Source organism: Bradyrhizobium sp. LA6.1 (assembly GCF_040547805.1).
GTDB classification, from domain to species: Bacteria; Pseudomonadota; Alphaproteobacteria; order Rhizobiales; family Xanthobacteraceae; genus Bradyrhizobium; species Bradyrhizobium barranii.
Map to the genome: position 1 here is coordinate 178093 of NZ_JBEPQK010000019.1, position 10755 is coordinate 188847.

Below are 10755 nucleotides of genomic sequence, written 5' to 3' on the forward strand. Positions count from 1 at the left end.
CGCATGAGCGTTAGCAACATGCGGGACCGCCGTCCCGGGTGTCGCTGCGCTCACCCGGGCTACGGGAGCACGCGTTCCTCATCGCTCCTGCAACGCCAGCCGCACGCCGACAGCGCAGTAGATGGTCCCGACCACCTTGCCCTGCCATTTCACCACGGCCGGATGGCGGCGCAGGAGATTGCCCAGACGACCGGCGCCGACGGCGAACACCACGGTGCTGACGAGACCCAGCAGCACGAAGACGATGCCGAGGATCGCAAGCTGAAGTGCGATCGAACCGTGCTCCGGCCTCACGAATTGCGGCAGGAACGCAAGGAAGAACAGCGCGGTCTTGGGATTGAGCACTTCGGTCAGCACGGCCTGCCGGAAGGCCCGGCCCGCGCCGATCGCGGGCGCGCCGCCGTTCAGCTCGACCGGCGCCTTGTCGAGCATCGCGCGAATGCCGAGATAGATCAGGAACGCAGCGCCCGCATATTTAACGATGCTGAACAGCAGCGCAGAGGTCGCGATGATCGCCGAAAGACCGACGATCGCCATCGAAGTGTGGATCAAGTCACCGGCCGCAATCCCCGCGCCGGTCGCGATGCTGACCTTCGTTCCCGAGCTAACCGCGCGCGCCATGGTGAGCAGCGTCGCAGGCCCGGGAATGAAGACAAAACCGAGTACGATGAGGATGTAGGTGATGAGGGTGGCGTGATCGATCATGTGGCTGGCCGTTCTTTCACTGATGTCGCTACGACAGCGGTGTCATGCCCCGGCTTGACCGGCGCATCCAGTACGCCGCGGCTCCTCTGCGTCCACGCGCTGTCTCTGGGATACTGGATTGCCCGCTCTCGCGGGCAATGACACCGAAAGTGTGGAGACGGCGAACCACAAAGCGAAAAGGCGCGGCCATCAGCCGCGCCTTTGTGTGTCTAAACCGCGCCCGCCTTCTGCGCGTACTCCCACGACGCCTTCGACAGCGGCACGGTGCGCTTGGCTGACTCCAGCGCCTTGGCATTGGCCGCGGTGCCGTCGCGAACGCGGCCGGCGATGCCTTGGGTGATGCCGGCGAGGCGGAACAGGTTGTAGGCAAAATACCAGTTGAGATCAGGCACCGTCATCTTGGTGACGTTGCAATAGATCTGCGCAGCCTCTTCCACGCTCGGGATGTTGAGCGCCTTGAGGTCGGCGCCCTCCAGGCCCGGCATGATCCACTGCATCAACAGATAGGTGAAGTCGGCCATGGGATCGCCGAGCGTCGACAGTTCCCAATCGAGCACGGCCTGCACGCGCGGTTCCGTCGCATGGAAAATCATGTTGTCGAGGCGATAGTCGCCGTGGACGATCGAGACGCGCGCCTGCTCCGGCACGGTTTTGGGCAGCCATTCGGCGACCTTCTCGAACTCCGGAATGTGCTGCGTCTCGGACGCCCGGTACTGCTTGGTCCAGCGGTCGATCTGCCGCGCAAAGTAGTTGCCGGGCTTGCCGAACTCGCCGAGGCCGATCGCTACGGGATCGTACATGTGGAGTTTTGCCAGCGTCTCGATCTTGCTGGTGAATATCTTGCGGCGGTCCTCCGGCGTCTGGCTCGGCAGCGTCGGATCCCAGAACACCCGGCCGTCTTCCATCGACATGATGTAGAAGGCCGCGCCGATGATGCTGTCGTCCTGGCACAGCGCGTAGGCGCGCGCGACCGGAAAGCCCTGCTTTCCAAGGGCTGCGATGACGCGGTATTCGCGGTCGACCGCGTGCGCCGACGGCAGTAGCTTGCCGAACGGCTTGCGGCGCATCACGTAGGAGCGGTTCGGCGTGTTCAGCCGGTAGGTTGGATTGGACTGGCCGCCCTTGAACTGGAGCACGACCAGCGGGCCCTCATAGCCTTCGACGTTGTCGCGCATCCAGGCTTCGAGCCGCATCTCGTCGAAGCGATGCCGCTCCTCGACCGGCTTGGTGCCCGAGAACTCTTCGTCTTTCCTGACGCCGTCAGCCACGATGACGCTCCCTCTTCAGTCCGAACATAATCCTAATCGGTAACCGCTGACGCACTTGCGTCAAGCGGTCACCGAATGCGGATCAGCCCTGTCGTCTTTTTCAAGTCGGGAGCGCCGCAGGGCTCTCCCTCTTAATGCTTGGGAGAATTGGCATACTTCCGAACTTCGAGCCTTGCAATGGCGCGATTGTGCACCTCGTCCGGACCGTCGGCGAGCCGCAGCGTGCGGATGCCGGCATAGTCCTTGGCAAGCCCCGCCTCGTCCGAAACGCCCGCGCCGCCAAAGGCCTGGATCGCCTCGTCGATGATCTTCAACGCCATGTTGGGTGCTGCGACCTTGATCATGGCGATCTCGGCCTGCGCGGTCTTGTTGCCGACCTTGTCCATCATGTCGGCGGCCTTGAGGCAGAGCAGACGCGTCATCTCGATGTTGGTGCGGGCCTCGCCAATGCGCTGCTCCCATACGCTGTGCTCGACGATCTTCTTGCCGAACGCGGTGCGCGACATCAGGCGTTTCACCATCTTCTCGAGCGCCTCCTCGGCCTTGCCGATGGTGCGCATGCAGTGGTGGATACGGCCGGGACCGAGGCGGCCCTGCGCGATCTCGAAGCCGCGGCCTTCGCCCAGCAGGATGTTCTCCTTGGGCACGCGCACATTCTCGAGCAGCACCTGGGCGTGGCCGTGCGGCGCATCGTCGAAGCCGAACACCGGCAGCATCTTCTCAACCTTGATGCCGGGAGTGTCGAGCGGAACCAGGATCTGCGACTGCTGCTGGTGCTTGGCCGCCTTGAAATCGGTCTTGCCCATCAGGATCGCGATCTTGCAGCGCGGATCTCCGACGCCGGACGACCACCATTTGCGGCCGTTGATGACGTAGTGATCACCGTCCTTCTCGATGCTGGTCTCGATGTTGGTGGCGTCGGACGAGGCGACCGCCGGTTCCGTCATCAGGAACGCCGATCGGATCTCGCCGTCCATCAGCGGACGCAGCCATTTGCGCTTCTGCTCCTTGGAGCCGTAGCGCATGAACACTTCCATGTTGCCGGTGTCGGGCGCCGAACAGTTGAACACTTCCGAAGCCCAGGAGATGTGGCCCATCTGCTCCGACAGCAGCGCGTATTCGAGATTGGTCAATCCCGCGCCGCGGAATTCGTCGTCCTCATGCTCGTTCGGCGGCATGAACATGTTCCAGAGGCCTTCGGCCTTCGCCTTCTTCTTGAGGTCCTCCAGAACCGGGATCACCTTCCAGCGCTCGCCGCTGTGATCCTGCTCGTTATAGATCGGCACCGCCGGACGCACGTGCTTGGTCATGAACGACTGCACGCGGTCGAGCCATTCCTTCTGCTTGGGGGACAGATCGAAATCCATGGGACGCTCCTCGGTCTCTCTTTGCAAAGCTGTTTTGCGCCGGACTGTCCTCCCGCCGCACGCGGTCCGCAAGCACGAATGCCTGCGGACGCTTCGGAACCCGTCCGCGCGCTGCGAACGAGTCTCGATTGCGGATTGACTTTCTCCGGCCTTCAAACGATAGTTTCATACAAGTGTTTGAATTGCAACTCCCTCCCTGAGGGGCATCCATGGCCAGCGATCATACGAGGTCTGCCATTCTCGCCGCCGCCGAACGGCTTTATGCCGATCGCGGCTTTGGCGACGTGACGCTGCGCGACATCGTCGCGGAGGCCAACGTCAACCTCGCAGCGGTGAATTATCATTTCGGCTCGAAGGACGAATTGATCGCGGAGCTGTTCGTCACGCGCTCGATCGCCACCAACCGCGAACGCCTGCGCGAATTGAAGGCCGCGGAAGAACAAGGCGGCGGTCGCGCGCCGATCGAGGTGATCTTGCGCGCCCTGGTCGGCCCGACCTTGCGCGGCTGCCTGGGTCCGGAAAACCAGCGCTCCACCGCGGCGCGCTTCATGATCCGCGCCTCGATCGAATCCGTGCCGCCGATCCGCCGCATCAAGAATCGCGAGATCGATCATTTGCGGAAATTCGCCGGCGCCATGCGGCGCTCCCTGCCCGACCGCAGCGACGTCGATATCTATTGGGGCCTGAACTTCGCGCTCGCCATGGCGCACCACACCATCCGCGAGAGCGAGCGGTTGACGAAGCTGTCGGAAGGCAAATGCGATCTCGACGATGTCGAGGACGTCGTCGCGCGCGTCGTCAGCGTCGCGACGATGGCGCTGACGGCGGGGCGGACCGAGACGAAGGCGCCGTCACGGGTTGTCGCGCGTTAGCGCTCACATCATCGCGATGCAGTCGATCTCGACGTCGAAGGGGCCGAACCATTCCGGGGTGCAGACGAAGATGCGCGCCGGCGGATCGATCGGGAAATAGCGCGCATAGATCGCGTTGAAGACGGCGAAGTGTTTGGTCGAGGTGCAGTAGACGTTGCACTTCATGACATTGTCGAGCGAGGCGCCTGCCGTCTCGAGGCAGAGCTTCATCTGCTCCATGATGATCTCGCTCTGCCGCGCGATTGGCATCCCCCCCGATCTCGCCCGTCTCGGGGTCGAACGGCGGCAGGCCGGCGACGAAGATCATGTTGCCGGCGCGCGTGACCGGCGAGGTCGGCGCCTTGACGCGGTCGAGAAAGGACGAGATCGGTTCGACGTGGAGCGCTTCGCGTTTCATCGGCGGCCACCTTCGGTTCGAGCGAGACTGGCGCCTTGCTACATTATTCTGCAGCCGGCATGCTTCGCTAAAGCTCGAAGTGTGGTTGCGAGCCTAAAGCGCGATGAGATCGCGCTCTAGTTTTTGTTTGAGCATGATCTCCGCGCAAACGCGTTCCGCGTTTGTCGCGAGGGAAAACCGCTGCGCAGTTTTCCGGATCGTGCTTTACACCCGCTGCGGCATCTCCTCGGCCTCTTCCTTGGCGAGCAGCAGCAGCATCTCGATACCCATCTCGCCTTCCTGGGGCGAACGGATGAACTTTATTTCGTCGGCGCTTTGCCGCAGCGCGGCGATGATGGCGACGGCCTGATTGGCCGTTGCTGCCTCGGTCGCCAGAATTGCCTTCTGGTCCTTGGCTTGAAACCCGATCGTGTAGGACATGCGTTCCCTCCCGGACTTGCGTCGGGATGATCGCATCAGAGTCGCGCGCAAAGCGGAAGCCTGTGCGAGTACGGACCGGGTTCATCTGGGGATTGCACGCAAGCCTCGGGCAAGGCCTGGCATCGCGCAACCGTCGCTCCGAGGCTGGTCAGGATCGCTGTCACATGCGCGACCAACTCCGCATTGGTCTTCGCCGGCACGCCCCTGGGAGGATCAGGAAGCGAAGCTAGATGATCCCCTGCTGCTTCAGCTGCTCGATCTTGCCGGCATCATAGCCGAGCTTGCCGCCGAGCACCTCTTGGGTGTGCTCGCCCAGCAGCGGCGGGGCGCGGTAGTTCTTGATCGGGGTCTCCGAGAGGGTCAGCGCGTTGCGGATCAGCGACAGATCGGGCTCGAAGGGATGATCGACCTTCACCCGCATGCCGCGCGACTGGACGTGCGGATCGGAAAACACCTGCTCGAAATTGTTGATCGGGCCTGACGGCACGCCGGCCTCCTCCAGCTTGTCCAACCAGTAGGCCACCGGCTGCTTCAGGAACAGGCCGGCAAAGATCGCCATGATTTCCTTGCCGTGCACGACGCGGTCGTTGTTCTTGACGAAGCGCTTGTCGTTGGCGAGCTCGGGCTCGCCGAGCACGGCGCAGGTGCGCTGGAACTGGCCGTCATTGCCGACCACCAGCATCAGCTCGCCGTCGGTGCAGCGGAATACGCCGGCCGGCATGCCGCCATTGCCCCAGGTGCCGCGGCGCGGCGGCATCTTGCCGTTGACGAGGTAGATCTGCAGCCAGTGCGACAGCGATGCGATGACGGTATCGAACAGGCAGACGTCGATGTGCTGTCCCTGCCCGTCATTGGCGTCGCGATGGTACAGCGCCGAGAGAATCCCGATCGAGGTGTTCATGCCGGTCATGTAGTCGACGATCGACGGGCCGACCTTCATCGGACCCTCGCCGGGCTCGCCGTCGATATGGCCGGTGACGCTCATCAGGCCGCCCATCGCCTGCAGGATCGCGTCATAGCCGGCGCGCGGCGCGTAGGGGCCGGTCTGGCCGAAGCCGGTCACCGAGCAATAGATGATGCCGGGGTTGATCGCCTTGATCGTCTCGTAGTCGAGGCCGTAGCGCTTGAGGTCGCCGACCTTGTAGTTCTCCATGAAGACGTCGACGTCCTTGGCGAGCGCGCGGATGATCGCCTGCCCCTCGGGCTTGGCGATGTTGACGGTGACCGACTTCTTGTTGCGGTTGGCGCAAAGGTAGAACGAGTTGTTGTTGTTGGCCTTGCCCTCGGGGTCGGTCAGATAAGGCGGGCCGAAGGCGCGCGCGTCGTCACCGGTGCCCGGCCGCTCGATCTTGATCACCTCCGCGCCGAGATCACCCAGCATCTGGGCCGACAGGGGCCCGGCCAGCACGCGGGTGAGATCAAGGATCTTGATGCCTGAGAGCGGCAAGGCCGACATGTCGATTTCCTCCGGGAACTGATATTGGCGCGGCGGCCTTAAGCCCTGGCCGCGCTCCCTGCGGATACACCATTTTGGAGTTCTGAGCACTGCGTTCGGGGCATACGGCTATCCATCGCCCGGCAGCAGGAGCGGCCCTGCGGCGGGCGAATTTCCGCGCCACGGCTATCGCGCCTGCGCCGGCGCTCCGCCACGGCGATCCGCGCCGCTGATGACGGCTAGAACCTGACGCTGATTCCACCGCGCACGGACTGGAAGCGAGGATGCTGCTCGTAGCTCCCGACGTCGGGCCAGTCGAAGCGGGACGTGCCGAAATCGCTATAGCGATATTCCAGGCGCGCCGTAACCCGATTGGTCAGCGCCGCTTCTCCGCCGACGCCTGCGGTCCATCCGGTCTTCGAAATGTCGGCATCCACCGTGGGAACTGCCAATGTCGACGTCCACCGGTACTTCAGCTCGGTGAACGCCAAGCCACCCGTCACATAGAGCAGCAGGCGCTCAGTCGGTGTAAAGCCGAGCCGTCCGCGAACGGAGGCCTCCCACTCCTTGCGCGCGTCGTATCGGAAAAACGGGATGTTAAATCCGCCGTTCACCGGGCCCACGTCTACATCGGCCTCAAGGCCAACAACGAGCCTGTCCAATTGATGGTTGTAGCCCACATGGACACCGCCGAAGCCGCCGGCCGCGCGGAACCCATGCGTGAAGCCGGTCGGAGGCCCGCCCAAGAAGAATTCGACAGTGCGATCCTGGCTCCACGCGTAACCACCTTGGACACCTGCATAGAAGCCAGTCCATGCGAAGGGCGACACGGCGACAGAGCGCACTGCCTTAGCGGGCAAGTCGGCAGCATCCGCAGCGACGGCGGAGCAGGCCAGCGCGGCGAGGCAGATCAGCGTGCGTTTCATTGCAAATTCCAGCCCATGGGATTGACGATTCCAACTCTAGCGGGTTCCCCCCGCTTTTGCTGTGGCGGCCGGGCGACACTCGGTGAAAACGAATAGGAAGCGACCGGCAACTCGCGGCAACCGACGTGCCGCCGACCTCACACCACACCGGCCGCGGCCACCTGCGGTCGGCGGCGGCCGAGCAGAACCAGGATCAGCACCGCTGCGCAGGAGCAGACGAAGGTGAGACCGAGCGCGCCGCGGCTGCCGTACTGGGTGAGCAGGCCGGCAAGAACGGGCGGCGAGATGGCGGAGGCGAGATTGAGCGGCAGCGCGATCATTGACGACGCCTTGGCGAACTCGGCCTGGTCGTAGAACACCAGCGGGATCGTCGCCCGCGCCACCGCCATGGCGCCGCTGCCGGCGCCGTAGAGCAGGATGAAGACCGCGACCGCCCAGGTCGCCCCCTCGCTCAGCATCAAGAGCAGCATGGCCACGGGCAGCGCCGTGCCGGCGACAAGCCCCGTCGTAATGCCGTCCCAGCGCCCGCCGCCGAGGAAGTCGAGCCCGCGGGCGCTGACCTGGATCACGCCGAGCATCGAGCCGAAGGCGATCGCCTGCGCCGGCGCTAGCCCCTCGGCCCGCAGCAATTCGATGAAAACGGCACTCAGGCCGAAAGTGACGAAGGCATTGACGGTAATCGCCGCGACGACGAGGCCGAACGTGCTCCGCGGAATCGACAGCGCACTGGCATGTTTTGCGGGAGCGGTGCCCCCCTCCTTCGCGACGGCCCGGCGCGGAGTTGCGAAAGCATAAAGCGGAAGCGAAACGAGAAACAGCATGGCGGCGTAGACGAGGCAGGTGCCGCGCCAACCGAAATGGCCGCTCAGGAACGAGGTGGTCGGCCAGAAGATGCTGCCGGACAGTCCCGTCACCAGCATGAGCGCACCAATCGCGCTCTTGGCCTGTCGCCCGGCGACCTCGTTGAGCATGATATAGGCGCCGGTCGACAGTGTGGCGCTGCCGCCCATGCCGAGGATGACCCAGGCCACGAAATAGAGCATCGGCTCGCGCGCAAAATACAGAAGGACATAGCCCGGCACGGCCACGACGGTGCCCACCATCATCACCTTGCGTGCGCCGTGCCGCGCAAAAGCCTTCGCTAGCCAAGGCGCGCACAGGCCCATGGTGACATAAAGCGTCGAGGTGCCCGCAAACACCATCGGCAGACTCATGCCGAGATCGGCCGCGAGGTCACGGCCCACGATCGGCGGAAGGCCGATCGTGCCCCATCCAATGAGCTGGGTGATTGCAAGCACCAGCAGGACCCCGATGAGCCTGCCGTCAGATTTCAAGAACCGCATTCCGATCGTCGCCTGCCCCAGCTGCATGCGTGCGCACAGACACGTCATAGCGGGAGCGTTGATAACGGAAGTCCTGGCGCAGCGGAACGCCGGCCGCCGAATGGCAGAAGGCGGCCGGGAGCATGTCAGCAGGAGGCAGTAGCCTCTACCCCGCGAGCCCGAGCACGGATCGCGCCTCGGCCGCGGTCGCGACGCGCCGGCCGTGGCGCGCGACAGCTTCGGCGGCGATGGTCACGAGCTCAGCGTTGCTGGCGGCCAGGCGCGCCTTGTCGATCCTGATATTGTCCTCGAGCCCGGTGCGCACCGCGTCGGCGCCGCGCGCAAGCGCCCAGCCCATGACCTCGGCTTGATGGCGTCCGATCCCGGCCGCCGTCCACGTCGCTTTCGGGATCAGCCGCTTCAGCTCTCCCAGGAGGATGTCGAGGACATGCTCGTCCGCAGGCATCGCGTTCTTGACGCCCATGACGAATTGCACGTGCGGACGCGAGTCCATCAGCCCCGCCTCGATCAGACGCCGCGCACCGTGTAGATGCGACAGATCGAAGATCTCGATTTCCGGGCGGATGCCATTTGTCTTCATGCCGGTCGCGAGAGTCTCGACCAGGGCGGCGCCGTTCTCATAGACGATCGTCGGAAAGTTCACCGATCCTGTCGACAGCGAGGCCATGTCCGGCTTCAGATAAAGCGATGATCCCCGCGCCGAGGGATCGCGGCCTCGCCCGCCCGTCGAGAACTGAACGATCATCCCGGGGCAGTGCTTTTTGATGCCTTCCTGCACCAGGGCAAAACGCTCGGGGTCGGAGGACGGCGTCTCGTCATCGTTGCGAACATGGATATGGGCAAGCGTGGCGCCGGCCTCGAAGGCCTCCTGCGTCGACTCGATCTGCTCGGAGGGCAAGATCGGCACGGCGGGATTGTCCTTCTTGCGCGGAACGGAGCCGGTGATGGCGACAGCAACAACAACGGGGTTCATCCCTTGACCTCATGATGATCGCGCTCGCGCGCACGGAGTTCGAATAGGCACTCAAGTAACGCATGGAGCCCTGCCGCTGCAAACATCATCGATCGCAGCGGCAGGCCCCTTGCGTGCCCTTCAGGTCGGAATTGCGGCCGCACCGCTCGCCGCCTCCGCACGCTGCCGCTCATAGTCGGCCCGCGGCATCGGAACGGCCTTGGGATTGCCGAGATCGTCGATACTGACCCGATAGGTCTCCCGGGCCGTGACGGCCGCCAGCGCCGCGATGACAGTGATACCGAAGGCGATCGCTCCCACCGTCAAGGGGATATTGTCCGAGCCGGGAGGCGCCACGGTCGCAAACAGGGCCGGAAGCAACGCGGTGATGGTCGTTCCGATGTTCTGCGAGATCGCCATCGCCGACACCCGCGTGCGGGTCGGAAACAGCTCCGGGTAGAAGCTCGGGAAGATCGCGTTGTAGCCCTGATAGACGACGCCCCACATCAGCAGCGACACCAGGATCGCCAGCGGCACATTCCTGATGCTGATGGCATAGAGATAGACGAAGGCAAGCAAGCCTGAGAGCAGCGCGCCCACGATGATCGGAGGCTTGCGACCGACCTTGTCGGAGAGATTGCCGACGAAGGGAATGACGAATATGGCCAGCATATTTCCGAGGACCGGGATCCACAGATAGACGTCCTTGGCAAAACCGATGCCATAGGCCGGCTGCACCGCGTAGGCCGCACCGAAGATGGTCGCAACGACCGGGATGACGTTCATCAGAGCCATGCAGATGACCCTGAGCATGTCGCGCCAGCTCAGCTTGATGGCCTGAACAATGGGCGACCGCGGCGTTTCTCCCCGTGCGCCCTCTTGCGCAAAGGCAGGGGTTTCGTCGACTTCGCGACGAATGATGTAGCCTGCGACAATGACGAAGAAGCTGAGCAGGAACGGAATCCGCCATCCCCAGCTGTCAATCGGCGTTCGACTGGGACCCCCTAGCGGCATCCAAAAGGGACCCCTTTGATCGGCGTGCTCTGCTGGTAGCGCTCGGGTCGTCGGAG

The 10755-nt window shown here is 63.9% G+C and carries 9 protein-coding genes and 2 pseudogenes; 1 reads left to right on the forward strand and 10 read right to left on the reverse strand.

Features of this window, described 5'->3' with window-relative positions:
• Positions 1–78 precede the first annotated feature (78 nt).
• The 3 genes from ABIB99_RS35400 to ABIB99_RS35410 all read right to left on the reverse strand — a co-directional run bounded on the left by ABIB99_RS35400 (position 79) and on the right by ABIB99_RS35410 (position 3340).
• Positions 79–705 carry a LysE family translocator gene (locus tag ABIB99_RS35400; protein WP_354180121.1) on the reverse strand — a complete coding sequence of 209 codons (627 nt, stop codon included), beginning with the start codon at positions 703–705 and terminating at the stop codon, positions 79–81.
• 209 nt (positions 706–914) lie between these two features.
• A complete protein-coding gene (locus tag ABIB99_RS35405) occupies positions 915–1973 on the reverse strand; it encodes a phosphotransferase family protein (protein ID WP_063982562.1) in 1059 nt (352 codons plus the stop codon).
• Between the two features lie 131 nt (positions 1974–2104).
• Positions 2105–3340 carry an acyl-CoA dehydrogenase family protein gene (locus ABIB99_RS35410; protein ID WP_063982561.1) on the reverse strand — a complete coding sequence of 412 codons (1236 nt, stop codon included), beginning with the start codon at positions 3338–3340 and terminating at the stop codon, positions 2105–2107.
• A 209-nt stretch (positions 3341–3549) separates the two neighbouring features.
• Between ABIB99_RS35410 and ABIB99_RS35415 the strand changes: the two genes are divergently transcribed.
• Positions 3550–4212: a TetR/AcrR family transcriptional regulator gene (locus tag ABIB99_RS35415; RefSeq protein WP_354180124.1), complete on the forward strand. Its 663-nt coding sequence runs from the start codon at positions 3550–3552 to the stop codon at positions 4210–4212.
• Positions 4213–4215: 3 nt separating this feature from the next.
• Here the strand turns inward: ABIB99_RS35415 and ABIB99_RS35420 are convergent.
• From ABIB99_RS35420 to ABIB99_RS35450, 7 genes and pseudogenes are all read right to left on the reverse strand, one after another.
• Positions 4216–4609 (reverse strand): annotated as a pseudogene (locus ABIB99_RS35420) (RidA family protein).
• Between the two features lie 204 nt (positions 4610–4813).
• Positions 4814–5029 carry a hypothetical protein gene (locus tag ABIB99_RS35425; protein WP_014494475.1) on the reverse strand — a complete coding sequence of 72 codons (216 nt, stop codon included), beginning with the start codon at positions 5027–5029 and terminating at the stop codon, positions 4814–4816.
• A gap of 226 nt (positions 5030–5255) precedes the next feature.
• Complete coding sequence (locus ABIB99_RS35430) at positions 5256–6485, reverse strand: CaiB/BaiF CoA transferase family protein (protein WP_208087446.1); 1230 nt, start codon at positions 6483–6485, stop codon at positions 5256–5258.
• Between the two features lie 218 nt (positions 6486–6703).
• On the reverse strand, positions 6704–7390 hold the full coding sequence (locus ABIB99_RS35435) for an outer membrane protein (RefSeq protein ID WP_354180127.1): 687 nt from the start codon (positions 7388–7390) through the stop codon (positions 6704–6706).
• A 137-nt stretch (positions 7391–7527) separates the two neighbouring features.
• Positions 7528–8733 (reverse strand): MFS transporter, encoded by a 1206-nt coding sequence (locus tag ABIB99_RS35440; RefSeq protein ID WP_354180129.1) that lies wholly within the window; start codon positions 8731–8733, stop codon positions 7528–7530.
• A 145-nt stretch (positions 8734–8878) separates the two neighbouring features.
• On the reverse strand, positions 8879–9706 hold the full coding sequence (locus ABIB99_RS35445) for a 3-oxoadipate:acetyl-CoA acetyltransferase (protein WP_354180131.1): 828 nt from the start codon (positions 9704–9706) through the stop codon (positions 8879–8881).
• Positions 9707–9826: 120 nt separating this feature from the next.
• A pseudogene (locus ABIB99_RS35450) lies at positions 9827–10666 on the reverse strand (MFS transporter); the annotation flags it as partial.
• Positions 10667–10755: the final 89 nt, after the last annotated feature.

Excerpts from the sequence above, each read along its gene's own strand:
- ABIB99_RS35400 (WP_354180121.1), bottom strand. The coding sequence starts at position 705 with ATGATCGATCACGCCACCCTCATCACCTACATCCTCATCGTACTCGGT.
- ABIB99_RS35410 (WP_063982561.1), bottom strand. The coding sequence starts at position 3,340 with ATGGATTTCGATCTGTCCCCCAAGCAGAAGGAATGGCTCGACCGCGTG.
- ABIB99_RS35415 (WP_354180124.1), top strand. The coding sequence starts at position 3,550 with ATGGCCAGCGATCATACGAGGTCTGCCATTCTCGCCGCCGCCGAACGG.
- ABIB99_RS35425 (WP_014494475.1), bottom strand. The coding sequence starts at position 5,029 with ATGTCCTACACGATCGGGTTTCAAGCCAAGGACCAGAAGGCAATTCTG.
- ABIB99_RS35430 (WP_208087446.1), bottom strand. The coding sequence starts at position 6,485 with ATGTCGGCCTTGCCGCTCTCAGGCATCAAGATCCTTGATCTCACCCGC.
- ABIB99_RS35435 (WP_354180127.1), bottom strand. The coding sequence starts at position 7,390 with ATGAAACGCACGCTGATCTGCCTCGCCGCGCTGGCCTGCTCCGCCGTC.
- ABIB99_RS35440 (WP_354180129.1), bottom strand. The coding sequence starts at position 8,733 with ATGCGGTTCTTGAAATCTGACGGCAGGCTCATCGGGGTCCTGCTGGTG.
- ABIB99_RS35445 (WP_354180131.1), bottom strand. The coding sequence starts at position 9,706 with ATGAACCCCGTTGTTGTTGCTGTCGCCATCACCGGCTCCGTTCCGCGC.